This window comes from Ferribacterium limneticum, assembly GCF_020510565.1.
In the GTDB taxonomy this organism is placed as follows: Bacteria; Pseudomonadota; Gammaproteobacteria; order Burkholderiales; family Rhodocyclaceae; genus Azonexus; species Azonexus limneticus_B.
Genome location: NZ_CP075189.1, coordinates 2,833,922 through 2,848,587, shown reverse-complemented (window position 1 = coordinate 2,848,587; position 14,666 = coordinate 2,833,922). Strand labels below are relative to the sequence as shown.

Genomic DNA, 14,666 nt, shown 5'->3' with positions numbered 1-14,666 from the left:
TACTTGATGGCCGGTGCAGCCAGTAGGGCTGGCAAACACCAATGCCCATGCCTTGAAGCAATGCATTGCCTGACCAACATGCTGCCGGGCCTCATGTTCCAGCGCAGCCGCATGGTTTCGCCGCCCGTTTGCCATTGATTGAGATCGGGGCGCGTCAGGATGGTCAAGCGGTCAACCAATGCTGACGGATAGCGCGGTACTCCTGCGCGGCCAGATAGATCGGTGGCGCCACGAGCCGCACGGCAATCCAACACATTAATCCTCGGATGCTGAGTGCTACTACTCCATGTATTGCGTCATTTTTGGATTAGTCTTTTCCATTCTGCCGGGTTTATTCCATTGAGCAGTTAAGCGAAGATGTTTTCCATCATTAACGCGGAGCACTTCGTGAGTCAGCCTGTCATCCCTGCCCGAGTTGGTTGTTGCATTCAGGAACTCTACATCGAGAGCAGGTGATTCGCTTACTCGTGATCGAAGTGGGCGGTCTGATCCACCAAGATCAGGATCGCGCTGGCTTGGTCATCCGTGAAGAGTAAATACCCAACCCAAGCGCCAACAATATAACCGAGTCCCTTTGCTATGAACGTTTCCCCCGTAATTCTCCGCTTGCATCGAATGGACAAGGGCGCCGTGTTTCGCGCTTTCACACTCCGTGGTGATGAGGCTTCTTGGCCGATTGATCCATTCCTCGGAGTGGACCATGCATGGATCAGCGGACCAACTTTCCCGCCGCATCCACATGCCGGTTTCTCTGCCGTGTCCTATCTATTCAGCGATTCGGATACCAACATAGCCAATCGTGATTCATATGGGGACAAGTCGTTAATTTTGCCGGGCGGGTTGCATTGGACTGCCGCTGGCAGGGGCGTGGTGCATGAGGAGGTGCCAGCGGAAAACGGCAAGACCGTGCATATGCTGCAGATCTTTGTGAACCTACCGGCGGAGCGGCAATCCGATGCGCCATTTGCTTTGAAGCTCCTCCCCCAGGAGGTTCCTGTGGTGCAAATGCCTGGGGTGAAAGTACGCGTCCCGCTGGGGGCGTTCCAAGAGGCCTGCTCGCCGCTTAAGCCTCCGACTGAAGTTAACTTGTTCGATATCGAACTCGAAGAAGGGTCTGAATTACTGCTGCCCATTGCAGCAGGGCACAGTGCCTTTCTTATGCCTATTTTCGGAACGGTGACGATTGAAGGCCAGGCATTTTCGAGCGATGAGACGGGGGTGCCGGCTTTTCCTGGGCAGCCAGAGCCGCGAGTGATCACAGTCAAATCTCCAAAAGGCGGAGCAAAGGTTGTGTTGTTTTCCGGGAAACCCCTCGAACAGCCGATTTATTGGATGGGCCCCATGGCCACGTGTTCAGAAAAAACATTAGCGGCGTCTGTGGATGCATATCGCCGCGGGGAGTTTGGGTCGCTGTAATGCACAGCGATCCAGCGGTACTGGGCTATCGATAGTCCATTTTTTTATTACAGGAGACTTAGTATGACAAAGGAACTTTTTAGTGCCAGCAACACGGCAATGTTGCTGATCGATCACCAAGTAGGAACGATGGGTTGGGTTCGCTCCATTCCCGCCTCGCAATTGAAGCGTAATGCGGTATTGCTGGCGAAGGCCGCCAAGATTCTCAATATACCCGTCATTCTTACGTCAAGCATGGAAGAGTATGCCCAGGGCCCGCTCATCAGCGAACTTGCTGAGATTCTGCCGGAAGCCCATGCCGCACGAATCAAGCGCTTCGGCATTGTCGATGCGATGGGCGACCAGAACTTTGCTGCAGCGGTCAAGGCGACGGGTCGCAAGAATCTGCTGATCGCTGGTGTGACGAACGACGTGTGCACCGTGTTCCCGGTACTGACCGCCATTCAGCAAGGCTACGAGGTGCAAGTGGTGGCCGATGCGGGTGGTTCGCCGACCAAGTTTGCCGATGATGTTTCCTTGCGCCGAATGGAACAAGCCGGTGCTGTTGTGACCAGCACAATTCAGGCCGTTGCCGAACTTGCGCGCAACTGGACCACCCCGGAAGGTGGTGAACTGATGGGGGCTGTCATTGGTGCGCTTCAGGAGCTGCTGTCGGAGTAATCCTGAGGAGCGGCTTAACTTCGCCGGGGTCTGCTGTCGGGACCTCGGCGTAGCTATTTTTGATCGCGAAAGCACCGCCGCCGAGAAGTGACCACATGGGGGAACGGCGGCTGAGAACAGAAACCTATGAGACGAAGGAGGGTTGAATTGTGATGAAAATTACAACGGCGGATGGCGCGCCATTGATGGAGGTTTCGGACATCCGGATTGTCGGCGACAAGATTGTGTTCGAAGGAAAGATCATGGGGGGCATACCTATGAAAGCCTTCGTGCCGCCAAAAGAAATATGGGTGTTAGTACGAATGGTTTGGTTCAAGAAAGCTTTCAATATTGTTTGGCTGTTGATGAAGGCTCTTTTCAAATCCGAAAAGCGATAAACGCAAAAATATAGTCAGCGTGATTGGGCGGGCGGCGAGAAATGACCCCAGTCATAGTTGAAAACAGGAGTTGGTGAGGTAACCAGCATCGAGCGGCTTTCAGGTGAATTTTGAACCTGTGGCTGGCCCAATACGGAGGGGAGAGGCGAGAGGCACTTCCCCTGTTTTTCCTGATGGTGGCGATAACTCGTAGTGGCTGGTGGACTCTCCTCCGGCAACGCTTCGGTTAAAGCCAGCCTATGGAGGAGGCATCATGAATATAAATACACTCGATCTCAACTTGTTGCTCGTGTTCGACGCAATACTACGCACGCATAGTACTACGTTGGCAGGGGAGCAAATGGGGCTTACCCAATCGGCGGTAAGTAATGCGCTTAAGCGCCTGAGATTGGCGTTTGACGATCCGCTCTTCGTGAAGACTCAGGAAGGCATGATGCCTACACTGCGTGCTGAGAAAATGGCGGAAACGATTCAGTCCGCGCTACTTCAAATTCGGAATGTGGTCGAGGATCGTGGTGAGTTTGACGCACGTCACAGTGAGAGAACTTTTCGTCTCTGCATGAGCGATATAGGGCAGATGATCATGCTGCCACCTTTGCTCAATTATCTTCGGACCGAAGCTCCGCATATCAACCTTGAAACGATCGAGGCAACACCGCAAGAGGCGCCTGGTCTGTTGGCGCGAGGAGAGGTAGATCTGGCGATCGGGTTTCTCAAAGACCTTGGAGACGGAATTTACAATCAGAGGCTAAAACGGGAGACCTTTGTCTGCCTTGTCCGTGCTGATCACCCAACGATTCGCGATCATCTGGCTCTCGGTCAATATTTGTCCGCCGCGCATGCTGAGTATCGGCCCTCTGGAGGCAGCCACTCCATCTTCGAAGATGCCGCTAAGAAACTCTTCGCGGCGCATGGTGTGGAACGGCGGGTCGCCTTGCGACTCGCTCATTCGACAGGAATCGGACTTGTCATAACCCACTCTGATTTTGTTATAGCGGTACCTAGCCGCCTCGGGGATACCTTCAGTGCCTACCCTAATCTCCGTGTATTTCCCCTACCGTTTGAATCTCCCGTCTACAACATTACGCAGCAGTGGCATGGGCGATGCCAAAAGGACCCTGGACATGCCTGGCTACGTACAACTTTTGCCTTGCTATTTCGCGAGTAATCGTTCGCATTTTCCCACCCTTTGAATACTCAAAGCACCGAGTCAAAGGGGCTTGCGTCCAATCTATTTGGTGCCACTAGGTTGGCGAACTGAATGTTTGCGCGCATTTGGAATGCCTACATGTCTTGGAATCGAAGGGGTGGGAAATTTGTCTAGCCTACATGGCGTGTTTGTGCAGAGGAGCGGCGCGTCAAGGTCTGTTGTACTTCGGATCATGTCAATGAAGTTGGCGCAATCACTCACGTGAATTCCAGTAATCATAACTGTTTGTTGGATTCATAACTATTGAGTGGATAGCCTATTGATAAATCTTGGGCTGCGAGAGTCGCTAATAAAGGAGAGCAGACTCGCTGTATGCAGGCCGAGAGTGAATGCATTCTAACTAGATAGGGAGACGATCCATGGCATTCCAAGTCACACTCAAGCCAAGCGGTCACACGTTTGTGGTGCCGGATGGAAAACGGGTTCTGGAGGCTGGCCTGAAGGCGGGTGTTTTTATGCCCCATAACTGTAAGGGCGGTTTGTGTTCTACCTGCAAGGGAAGGGTCCTGGAAGGCGCCGTCGACTTTGGTAATGTCCTTCCGAAATATCTGCCGGACTCCGAAAAAGCGACAGGTCATGCTCTGCTTTGTCAGGCAAAGCCGTTAAGCGATCTGGTAATCGAGTTGAACGAACTTGGTGGGCTGGAAGGGGTTAGAACCAGGGAAGTGCCTTGTCGAGTCATCAAGCTCGAAAGAGCGGCTCCGGACGTGGTGGTCATGCAGCTTCGGTTGCCAATGAACGAGAACCTGCGTTTCGCCGGTGGGCAGCATCTTGAGTTTATTCTGAAGGATGGGCAGCGCCGCGCTTATTCCATTGCTACGGCGCCGTCACCGGAAGGCGTGATCGGGCTTGAGCTGCACGTGCGCCATGTGCCAGGCGGGCTCTTTACCGACCACGTATTTTCGGCCCTGAAAGAGCGCGATCTGCTGCGCTTTGAGGGGCCGCTGGGAACCTTTTTTCTGCGCGAGGAAAGCCCTAAACCCATCATTCTTCTGGCTGGCGGCACCGGGTTCGCGCCGATCAAATCGATCGTCCTGTCTGCGCTAAACAAGAAGATTTCGCGTCCGATGACACTCTACTGGGGCGGGCGGAAAAAAGCAGACCTTTACCAGTTTGAGTTGGCACAGAAATGGGCTGAAGAGAATCCGCATTTCAAGTTCGTTCCCGTCCTCTCTGACGCCTCTGCTGCATGTGATTGGGCCGGGCGGACCGGGTTTGTCCACCACGCTGTGATGCAAGACCATCCGGACCTCTCCGGTTATCAAGTTTATGCGTGCGGGGCGCCGGTGATGGTCGATGCCGCGAAAAACGACTTCACTAAAGAATGCCGCTTGCTTCCTGACGAGTTTTTCGCAGATTCGTTCCTTACAGAAGCCGATCGCGCGCTTTAACCATCAATTGCAGATTAATTGCTAAAGGAGAAGTCTGTGAGTGCAACCAGAGAAATGATCCCGGATGGGGTGGCCGATCCTAAAAACGAGGCCTCAATCGTCAAACCTTACGTAATGTCCCACGGGACAATGGAAGTTTACGACCTCAAGGCATCACGCCGGTTTTATGAGGAATTCTTAGGGATGCAATGCGTACGGCACGGTGCCTCGACGATGGCGATTCGTTGCGGACTCAAGTCTCATATTGTCTGTGTGGAGGTTGGTGAGGCTCTGAAGCCGGTCCATATGCTCAATCACTGGGGGCTTGATGTTCGCTCGGATGAGGAGGTTGATCGCGCCTATCAAGAGGCGCTTCGTTGCCAGGAAAAATATGGCATACGGAAAATCTTCGAGCCCAAACGCGAACACGGCGTTTATTCATTCTTTTTCGTCGACCTCGATCATAACTGGTGGGAAATTCAGCATTACTGGGGCGGGGTTCAGAACGAGGATATGTTCGATTTTGGGGACCGATTTACGATGGATGGTAAAGCGCTTTAGATTTTCTGTTTTCCGAATTTTAGTTGTGGGTTTTAAAGTGGCATGATTTTATTAATATAAGGAGGAGATATGGTCAGAAAAACTCGGTTTTTTTCTGGGGCAAGGGAAGCGGCGTGTCGGCCGCGTTTAATTACGGTAATTGTCGCTTCTGCCTTAGCTTCGATTTCTGTAGTTCCGACGGTTTATGCTTTTGAGATTAATACTGGTGAATCAGATTTCAAGGCACGATGGGATACGACTGCAAAGTATTCAACCATGTTGCGCCTGAAAGATCCCGATAGTCGCCTTACGAGCCCAGCTGTAAATCCAAACAATGCGAATCAGAATGATGGTGATAACAACTTCAAAAAAGGTATTGTCTCAAATCGCGCCGATATTTTTACAGAGCTTGATGTTACTTACCAAAACTTTGGTGCGCGTGTAAGTGCTGCTGCTTGGTACGATACGGTTTATAACAAGTCTAATGATAGCAATGATGCTTTAACTAATAATTCATCATCGGTTTCATATAATAATTTCACATCTAACACGCAAGATCTTCAAGGTCGCAAGGCTGAATTGCTTGATGCTTTTGTGTTCGGTAAATTCGAATTGGGTGGTGATAAAAACGCTTCGATTCGAGCCGGCAGGCATAGCGTTCTTTGGGGCGAAACACTTTTCTTTGGTGCCAACGGGATTGCTGGTGGCCAAGCGCCAATGGATTACATCAAGCTTCTTTCTGTGCCTAGTAGCCAGTTTAAAGAGTTGATTCGTCCTGTAGGTCAAGTGTCAGGTCAGTTTCAACTAAATTCAAATGTATCATTTGGTGCGTATTATCAGTACAAATGGGCAGGGAATCGAATTCCGGCAGTCGGTAGCTATCTTTCGAATGAAGACCTATTTGTAACTGGCGGTGAGAATTTTATTTTCCCATGGGGAAAAGAGGCCCATTTACAGGATCACATGCCGAGCGACGACGGTCAATTTGGATTTCAGATTCGCTTCCGGCCGGAAGGGTATGATGCTGAGTACGGTCTTTATGCTATTCGATATCATGACAAAAACCCGAATGTATATATAAATATTGGTTCAAATCCTGTATTGGGTGGTGCAGTTGCTCCTGTTGGATATAGTCTTGCTTATGCGGAAGGCATTCGTGCTTTTGGTGCTAGTTTTAGCACGACGCTGGGTGACGCAAATATTGGAGGTGAGGCATCTATCCGGCACAACACACCCCTAGTAAATCCTGGTTCCCCAAATCCATTTTTAACTCACGATAATAGTTCTAATCCTGGCTATCCTGTGGGTAAGTCCGCTCATTTGAATCTTTCTGCAATCTATTTATTGCCGCCAAGCAGTCTTTGGCAAGGTGGTGATCTACTTGCAGAGGTTGCGTGGAATAGGCGTCTAAGTGTCGATAGTGATCCACATGGCACTCTGGATCCGAATTCCACTCGTGATGCTTGGGGTTTTCGCATGCTTTTTCAACCAAGCTATTATCAAGTTTTTGCAGGTCTTGACCTAAAGGTGCCAATCGGTCTTGGATATAACCCTAAGGGGCGTTCATCTGTTGTTCCTCAGTTTAATGGTGGTGTTGATAAAGGTGGCGATTTCAGTATTGGCCTCGTCGGAGATTATCAGAAGCAATGGACACTGCGCCTGAATTACACGCACTTCCTTGGGGATATCGGTGGCGCATTCGATACGAACGCGCACCTGTCGTTTCAGCAGAGCTTGAAGGATCGTGACTTCCTATCGTTTTCCGTACAAACGACTTGGTAATTTGAAGCAGGGGACTATATGAAAATGAATCAAAAAGTTATCGCGCTTGCTTTGGGGGCGCTGCTCTCTGCGCAATTCGCATGGGCTGCCGTGACTCCAGAAGAAGCGGCACGTCTGAAACGCGATCTCACCCCATTCGGCGCTGAAAAGGCCGGAAATAAAGAAGGGACAATTCCCGCGTGGGATGGTGGTTATACGAAGGTTCCGGCTGGCTACCAGTCCGGCGATCCTCGCCCCGATCCGTTCGCGAACGAGAAGCCATTGTTCTCGATTACGGCAAAAAACATGGATCAGTATGCGGATAAGCTGGCTGAAGGCACCAAGGCGCTATTGAAGAAATATCCGACGTATCGCGTTGATGTTTATCCGACCCATCGTACAGCAGCAGCGCCGCAGTGGGTGTTTGATAACACGTTCAAAAATTCGACACGCGCCAAGACTACGCGAGGTGGCTATGGGGTGGAAGGGGCGTACGGCGGTATTCCTTTCCCCATTCCCAAAGATGGTTACGAAGCAATGCATAACCACCGTTTGAAGTGGAATGGTGTAACTAATACCCATAGTTTCGAAAATTACACCGGAAACTCAGATGGTAAGCACGTTTTAGTCACCAAGGGTCAAAGTACGTATCAGTTCCCCTATTACGACAAAAACGGCTCGCTAGAAACCTTTAAAGGCCTTTACGAGCAGTGGTTTGTGCAGCAGACCGATCCCCCCTTCAAGTCTGGTGAAGCATTCATCATTCATGACTATGTTGATCAGCCGCGCCAGGCTTGGCAGTATCTGACTGGGCAGCGCCGGGTTCGAAAAGCGCCCACTATCGGCTACGACACACCAGATGATGTCAATTCTGGTCAACAGTACTTTGACGAAGCCTTCGTTTTCCTGGGTGATCTCGATCGTTATGAGTGGAAGTTGATCGGGAAGAAAGAGCTCTATATTCCTTACAACGACAATAAATACGTCCAAAAGTCACCTGAGGAACGGCTGGCGCCCTATCACCTGAATCCAGATGTATTGCGTTGGGAACTGCACCGTGTTTGGGTAGTGGAAGCTACGCTTGCACCAGGCAAGCGCCATGTGGTGCCGAAGCGCCGCTTCTATCTGGATGAGGATACTTGGGGTGCCGTGATCGGTGAAGGTTGGGATGCTCAGGGCCAGCTGTGGCGGACGAATCATTCAACGCCGCACATCCTTTTTGAAGCGCAGAGAAATGAGATGGCATATCCCTTGGTGGTGTACAACTTGTTGACCGGTACTTTTGTTTCTTCTGGATTCAATCTTTCGAAGGGGAATATCTATAAATCCGTTCCTCGCGTACCGGACAGCTATTTCACGCCAGACGCATTGGCAGGTCAGGGCATTCGCTGACGTTTCGAACTGTATCGATTGATGTTAAGGACGGGGGCGCCCAGCAGAGCGGCTCCGTCCCGCTCCACTGAGAAATAAGCAATGAAAATGACATTCAGGATGGTGCGGATGGCGAGAGCTGTCTTCGCGCTCCCTTTTATCTTCATCACGAGTGCAACGCTCCAGGCGCCTGCGTATGCCGAGTCTGACGTGCTGCAGCGTCCCGCCATCCTTAGTGCGCGGGCTAGTAGCCGGGCGATGCTATCTCTTGCTCGTGCCGATGGGCGCATCGTTGCCGTAGGGGAGCGCGGCATTGTCCTGTTGTCTGACGACAGTGGAGTTTCTTGGCGCCAGGCAAAAGTTCCTGTCAGCGTCACGCTTACCCGGGTGTGGTTCGTCAACAGCAAGTTAGGGTGGGCTGTCGGGCATGGCGGCGTCGTATTGCATAGCGAAGATGGTGGTGAAACCTGGATCAGCCAGCTGGACGGTAAGAAAGCTGCTGCTCTCGTGCTCGAAGCTGTGCGGTCGCAGGGCACCGAAGGGCGCGTGAATGTGCAGAAGCTGGCAGCAGAGGCTGAGCGTTTAGTGGCTGATGGCCCGGACAAGCCTTTCCTCGATGTCTATTTTCCGGACGCGAATCACGGCCTGATTGTTGGTGCCTACGGGCTCGCATTTGCCACTGAAGACGGTGGTAAGCATTGGCAGCCAATATTACATCAAATTCCTAATCCGCTAGGGAGGCATCTCTACCGGATCCACTCTACCGGAAATGATCTTTTCATTGCCGGAGAGCAAGGTGTTCTCGTCAAATCAACCAATGGTGGCAAATCATTTACCGAGGTGACGACACCTTATGCTGGAACTTATTTTGGTCTACTTGATGGCGCAAACGGGGAACTGGTGGTGCATGGGCTCCGTGGAAATGCCTTTTGGTCGGGCGACGCTGGTCATGCTTGGCAAAAGATTGAAACCAGTGGGCTTGGTACGTTGGTGGCGGGTCTGCGTTTGGCCGACGACTCTCTGCTCTTGATTGATGAGACCGGACTTGTCCTGAAGAGCAACGACGGAGGTCGTCATTTCGATCGCCTAAAGAAGGAGGATCAGCCTTCGCTTATCGCGGGGGCTGTTCAGGCTAAAGACGGTAGCGTACTTCTTGCCGGCGTGCGGGGCATTAAGCGGCTGTCGCCTTCAATAAAGCTTGTAGAAGAAAACAAATGAATCCCGAAATATTAAAACCGCAACTAGAAGTCATGCGTGAATTCAAGGACTTCGATCGAAATTCCGGCGTACTTGCTGAACGCTTGCTGTTCAACAACCGCTGGATGGTAGTTGTTATCTGCTTACTGATTACGATCATCCTTGGTTTTCAGGCCACAAAGCTTTCCCTGAATGCTGGCTTCGAAAAGATGATCCCCGTCAAGCACCCGTTCGTGGTTAATTATCTCGCCAACAAAAGCGAACTTTCAGGATTAGGTAATACCCTGCGGATAGCCGTCGAGAATACTAAGGGAACGATTTACGACGCGACCTATCTCGAGACTCTGCAAAAGCTAAATGACGAGATATTTCTGCTTCCCGGAGTGGATCGGCCTTTCATGAGATCTCTTTGGACGGCATCGACCCGATGGCTTGGCGTGACTGAAGAGGGCCTAGAAGGTGGCCCGGTTATTCCGGATGGCTATGATGGCTCGGCGGACAGCCTGGAGCAACTGCGTGCCAATATCGAGCGCTCTGGTCAGGTCGGTCAACTAGTTGCCGGTAACTATCAATCAAGTGTGATTCTGGTACCTTTGCTTGAGCGAGATTCTGCTGGCAATAGAATCAGCTATCACGAGTTCAGCCAGCAGTTGGAGAAAGTGCGGCAGAAATACGAATCAGACTCCATCAAAATCCATGTCACTGGTTTTGCCAAGGTTGTAGGGGATCTGATTGACGGACTGCAGCAGGTGCTTTTGTTTTTTGCAACTGCTATTGGGATTTGCACCGCAGTTCTCTACTGGTATACGCGTTGCATGCGTAGCACACTGCTCGTGGTGACTTGCTCGTTGATTGCTGTGTTGTGGCTCCTCGGCCTGCTGCCGACGCTGGGCTACGAACTTGATCCCTATTCGATCCTTGTGCCGTTCTTGGTTTTCGCTATTGGGATGAGCCACGGCGCGCAGAAGATGAACGGCATCATGCAGGATATTGGCCGTGGGACGCATAAACTGGTTGCAGCACGTTACACTTTCCGCCGCTTGTTCCTGGCCGGAATGACTGCCTTGCTGGCTGATGCGGTTGGATTCGCGGTACTTATGGTCATTGAAATCCAGGTGATTCAGGAGTTGGCGATCGCAGCATCGATCGGGATGGCTGTGCTGATTTTCACCAACCTGGTGCTGTTGCCAATCCTTCTTTCATTCTCTGGGGTGAGCATCTCTGCAGCGCAGCGTAGCCTCAAATCGGAATTGGATGAGGACCTCGTACCCCAAAAGAAACATCCGTTTTGGGCCTTCCTCGACCTCTTCACAGAGCGTAAGTGGGCCAGTGTTGCTTTGCTTGTGGCGCTGATTCTTGGTGGCGCTGGCTTCGTTGTCAGCCTCGGCCTCAAGATTGGCGACCTCGAGCCGGGGGCTCCGGAACTACGCCGTGATTCGCGCTATAACCGTGACAATTCTTTCTTGGTCACCAACTATGCGGCGAGCAGCGACACATATGTGGTGATGGTAAGGACGCCGCAGTTCGAATGCACCCTGTACTCAACGCTGGCGCTCGTCGAAGCCTTGGAATGGGAGCTGCAGCAACTACCAGGGGTGGAATCGACCAACTCTTTCGCCAGCACGGCAAAGGCGGTGGCTGCTCCTATGAATGAAGGAAGCCTTCTGTGGTTTGAGCTTCCTCGCACGCAGGACATGCTTAACTCCATCGTGTACCGCGCACCACGCGAGCTTTTTAATCAGAATTGCGATCTGCTCACAGTGTATGTCTATCTGAAGGACCACAAAGCCGATACCCTTGATAGTGTCGTAAAAGCGGTCGATACGTTTGCTGCCAAGAACGATACCGACAATATCAAGTTCCTTTCCGCTGCCGGCAATGCAGGGATTGAGGCTGCGACCAATATCGTGGTTAAGAAAGCCAATACGCAAATGTTGATATTGGTTTATGTGGCAGTGAGCATGCTGGCATTTATTACCTTTCGCTCCTGGCGTGCCGTAGTCTGTGCGATTCTGCCGCTAATGCTGACAACGGTGCTGGCCGAGGCATTGATGGTTGCTTTAGGGATCGGTGTCAAGGTGGCTACCTTGCCCGTAGTCGCGCTAGGTGTTGGTATTGGTGTGGACTACGCGCTTTACGTGCTTTCGGTGACCTTGGCCCATCTGCGCCAAGGGCTTACCTTGTCACAGGCCTACTACAAGGCTCTGCTTTTCACTGGCAGAGTGGTGGTTCTTACCGGCATCACACTGGGTATCGCTGTGGCAACATGGGCTTTTTCACCGATTAAGTTCCAGGCCGACATGGGGATCCTGTTGGGGTTCATGTTTATCCTAAACATGCTCGGGGCATTGATTTTGCTGCCGGCCCTGGCTCAATTCTTCCTCAAACCAAAACGCAGCACGGTCATCAAGGACGTGGCATTCACGACGACGGTTGCGCGGACCTGAGCTCAAACACACCAACGCCCCCCCTTCGCCTTTAGCAGAATAAAGCGGCGCGCTCAATTTTGCTTGGATGCCAGGCTGGCGCAGGGGTTGGCGTTGCAAAAAATTTTTGATGAAATGTGACAGGAGACATCTATGTACCGTCATTTGTTGGTACCCCTCGACGGCTCTGAATTGTCTGTCGAAACGGTCGGGCGTGCAGTTGAGTTTGCCCGTGATGCAGGTGCACGCATCACATTTTTCAATGCGCCGAAGGACTATGGTGTTACGGGAGATGGTGCGCTCTTCCGTACTATTTCACCCAGCCATTTCGCGATGGAGGCGGCCGGTCAGACGCGTGCTTTACTGGCGAAAGCGGAAGCCGCTGCACGAGCGTGCGGTGTTGAATGTCGTTCGCTGAGCAAAGTTAGCGACAAACCGTATGAGGCAATTCTTCACGCAGCTGAGGTTGAGGGGTGTGACTTGATCTTCATGGCCTCGCGGGGAGCAAGAAGCATAGCTGGTCTGATGCTAGGTTCCGAAACACTCAAGGTACTCACGAATTCGGTTATCCCGGTGCTCGTTTGGTCGGTGGCGCGGAATATTGCCTCGCAGTCACAAAGCAAGGCCATCGCTATTATTCAAGATGAACATCGCTCTTTGGCAGTGGTGTCTGAGGGACTGCAATACCTTGTCAAAGAACTTGGTAAGCGAGAGGCAAAGGAAGAAGATTTCAGACTGCTCAAAGGGATGCTTCATTACGTCGAGGCTTTCTCGAATGCGCTGCACCATCCGAAGGAAGACGCTTACCTTTTTCGCAAGCTGCGTGCGCGCACGGAGTTGGTGAACGAGGCGATTGGTGAACTGGAGCGTCAGCATGCTAACGGAGGGCAGTTTCTGACGGATCTGAAAGCATGTCTGGCTCAGTTCGAGGGCGGTTACGTTGGGGGACTTGAAACGTTTTCAAATGCGATTGAACAGTTTGGTCATGCGCAATGGGAACACATGAATCTTGAAGAAACGACGATCATTCCTGCTGCCCGCAAGTACCTCAATGACGATGACTGGGATGAAATATCCGAGGCCTTTGGCAAGAACGGCGATCCACGTTTCGGTTCGGAGCCGGATGAACAGTTTCGAGATTTGTTCTCACGGATTGTCAATCTTACGCCGGTGTCGAAAGACTAGCACGTTCCAATGGTCACGTTTTAGGACGGTGGTTGCTGAAGTTGTTATGGGGAGAATACCTCCCACTCCTAGAGCCCTGTTGGGCAAAAGCTGATTACTAAAGGGGATCAGGACAATGGGACGCGTAGAAGGTAAGGTTGTTATCGTAACGGGCGGAGCAATTGGAATGGGTCGTTCGCACGCCCTTCTGCTCGCGAGAGAAGGAGCGAAGGTGGTCGTTGCTGACATCGATAAAACCTCTGCTCACGAGACCGTTGAGGAAATCCGCAAAGCGGGAGGCAGCGCAATTTTCGTCTCGCTTGATGTGAGCAAGGAGGATCAATGGAGATCCGCCATCTCAGAGGTTTTAAGCCATTTCGGATCTATTAGTGTCCTGGTGAATAATGCGGGAGTCATATCCTACGGGCCGCTCATGGAGACACCCCTTGCTGATTGGAACCGGGTTTTCGGGATTAATGCAACAGGACCATTTCTAGGTATCCGGGAAGTTTCCCGCGTGATGAAAGATGCTGGCGGTGGCGTGATTGTGAATATCTCGTCGGTATTGGGTGTTGTTGGTGCGGCAGGTATGGTGGCCTATCAAGCCTCAAAGGGCGCGGTAACGACGCTGACCAAAGCGGCCGCTGCCGAGTTGGCGCAATACAACATACGCGTCAATGCGGTCCATCCTGGGCTGGTCGAGACTCCCATGATCGCCCAGTTTCTTAATGATGCTGCCGTCGTAGACGCCATGCTCGGTCCGACACTTATCCGGCGTCTCGGAAAACCGGAGGAAATCTCCTATGCGGTTTTGTTCTTGGCGTCTGATGAGTCTCCCTATATGACCGGCTCTATCCTTACGGTGGATGGGGGATATGCCACCGTATAAATCAAATCTTTTCGTTCACCCCCGATTGCTCTGGGGTCGATAGCGGGCTGACCGCATCGATCCAGAGCTGATTTTGCCAAGGATCCCGTAGCTCAGGGCTGCACTGCTCTAGCGGATTTCAAGCCGCCTATTTCAGCACTTCTTTGGTTTTTGTGCTGACTAAGTGGCTGTCAGTAGCTGTTTAGCTAAGCGGCCATTTTCTCCAAGGCGAACTTATTCGTGTGCTTGGGAAACGATTTGGCCTTTACTCAGCGGTCGTCGTACAGCATTGCGATCTTATAACCT

12 protein-coding genes are annotated in these 14,666 nt (G+C 51.8%); all 12 read left to right on the top strand.

What is annotated here, in order from left to right:
• The first annotated feature begins 615 nt into the window (after positions 1–615).
• The 12 genes from KI610_RS13695 to KI610_RS13640 all read left to right on the top strand — a co-directional run bounded on the left by KI610_RS13695 (position 616) and on the right by KI610_RS13640 (position 14,381).
• On the top strand, positions 616–1,416 hold the full coding sequence (locus tag KI610_RS13695; RefSeq protein WP_226495518.1) for a pirin family protein: 801 nt from the start codon (positions 616–618) through the stop codon (positions 1,414–1,416).
• Between the two features lie 63 nt (positions 1,417–1,479).
• Positions 1,480–2,076, top strand: coding sequence for an isochorismatase family protein (locus KI610_RS13690; protein ID WP_226495517.1), 597 nt, complete (start codon positions 1,480–1,482; stop codon positions 2,074–2,076).
• A gap of 152 nt (positions 2,077–2,228) precedes the next feature.
• Positions 2,229–2,453 (top strand): hypothetical protein, encoded by a 225-nt coding sequence (locus KI610_RS13685; RefSeq protein ID WP_226495516.1) that lies wholly within the window; start codon positions 2,229–2,231, stop codon positions 2,451–2,453.
• 253 nt (positions 2,454–2,706) lie between these two features.
• On the top strand, positions 2,707–3,621 hold the full coding sequence (locus KI610_RS13680) for a LysR family transcriptional regulator (protein WP_226495515.1): 915 nt from the start codon (positions 2,707–2,709) through the stop codon (positions 3,619–3,621).
• A 401-nt stretch (positions 3,622–4,022) separates the two neighbouring features.
• Positions 4,023–5,054: a CDP-6-deoxy-delta-3,4-glucoseen reductase gene (locus KI610_RS13675; protein WP_226495514.1), complete on the top strand. Its 1,032-nt coding sequence runs from the start codon at positions 4,023–4,025 to the stop codon at positions 5,052–5,054.
• A gap of 36 nt (positions 5,055–5,090) precedes the next feature.
• Positions 5,091–5,594, top strand: a complete 504-nt coding sequence (locus tag KI610_RS13670; protein WP_226495513.1) for a VOC family protein — start codon at positions 5,091–5,093, stop codon at positions 5,592–5,594.
• Positions 5,595–5,663: 69 nt separating this feature from the next.
• Positions 5,664–7,355, top strand: coding sequence for a DUF1302 domain-containing protein (locus KI610_RS13665; protein ID WP_226495512.1), 1,692 nt, complete (start codon positions 5,664–5,666; stop codon positions 7,353–7,355).
• 18 nt (positions 7,356–7,373) lie between these two features.
• Positions 7,374–8,726 carry a DUF1329 domain-containing protein gene (locus KI610_RS13660; RefSeq protein WP_226495511.1) on the top strand — a complete coding sequence of 451 codons (1,353 nt, stop codon included), beginning with the start codon at positions 7,374–7,376 and terminating at the stop codon, positions 8,724–8,726.
• A gap of 81 nt (positions 8,727–8,807) precedes the next feature.
• Complete coding sequence (locus KI610_RS13655) at positions 8,808–9,923, top strand: WD40/YVTN/BNR-like repeat-containing protein (protein ID WP_226495510.1); 1,116 nt, start codon at positions 8,808–8,810, stop codon at positions 9,921–9,923.
• The gene (locus KI610_RS13650) at positions 9,920–12,349 is read left to right on the top strand and encodes an efflux RND transporter permease subunit (RefSeq protein ID WP_226495509.1); all 2,430 of its coding nucleotides are present in this window, start codon (positions 9,920–9,922) and stop codon (positions 12,347–12,349) included. Before KI610_RS13655 ends, KI610_RS13650 begins: the two co-directional genes overlap by 4 nt.
• 132 nt (positions 12,350–12,481) lie before the next feature.
• Positions 12,482–13,513 carry a universal stress protein gene (locus tag KI610_RS13645; protein WP_226495508.1) on the top strand — a complete coding sequence of 344 codons (1,032 nt, stop codon included), beginning with the start codon at positions 12,482–12,484 and terminating at the stop codon, positions 13,511–13,513.
• Positions 13,514–13,679: 166 nt separating this feature from the next.
• Positions 13,680–14,381 carry an SDR family NAD(P)-dependent oxidoreductase gene (locus tag KI610_RS13640; protein WP_404827406.1) on the top strand — a complete coding sequence of 234 codons (702 nt, stop codon included), beginning with the start codon at positions 13,680–13,682 and terminating at the stop codon, positions 14,379–14,381.
• Positions 14,382–14,666: the final 285 nt, after the last annotated feature.

Excerpts from the sequence above, each read along its gene's own strand:
- KI610_RS13695 (WP_226495518.1), top strand. The coding sequence starts at position 616 with ATGGACAAGGGCGCCGTGTTTCGCGCTTTCACACTCCGTGGTGATGAG.
- KI610_RS13690 (WP_226495517.1), top strand. The coding sequence starts at position 1,480 with ATGACAAAGGAACTTTTTAGTGCCAGCAACACGGCAATGTTGCTGATC.
- KI610_RS13685 (WP_226495516.1), top strand. The coding sequence starts at position 2,229 with ATGAAAATTACAACGGCGGATGGCGCGCCATTGATGGAGGTTTCGGAC.
- KI610_RS13680 (WP_226495515.1), top strand. The coding sequence starts at position 2,707 with ATGAATATAAATACACTCGATCTCAACTTGTTGCTCGTGTTCGACGCA.
- KI610_RS13675 (WP_226495514.1), top strand. The coding sequence starts at position 4,023 with ATGGCATTCCAAGTCACACTCAAGCCAAGCGGTCACACGTTTGTGGTG.
- KI610_RS13665 (WP_226495512.1), top strand. The coding sequence starts at position 5,664 with ATGGTCAGAAAAACTCGGTTTTTTTCTGGGGCAAGGGAAGCGGCGTGT.
- KI610_RS13660 (WP_226495511.1), top strand. The coding sequence starts at position 7,374 with ATGAAAATGAATCAAAAAGTTATCGCGCTTGCTTTGGGGGCGCTGCTC.
- KI610_RS13655 (WP_226495510.1), top strand. The coding sequence starts at position 8,808 with ATGAAAATGACATTCAGGATGGTGCGGATGGCGAGAGCTGTCTTCGCG.
- KI610_RS13650 (WP_226495509.1), top strand. The coding sequence starts at position 9,920 with ATGAATCCCGAAATATTAAAACCGCAACTAGAAGTCATGCGTGAATTC.
- KI610_RS13645 (WP_226495508.1), top strand. The coding sequence starts at position 12,482 with ATGTACCGTCATTTGTTGGTACCCCTCGACGGCTCTGAATTGTCTGTC.
- KI610_RS13640 (WP_404827406.1), top strand. The coding sequence starts at position 13,680 with ATGGGTCGTTCGCACGCCCTTCTGCTCGCGAGAGAAGGAGCGAAGGTG.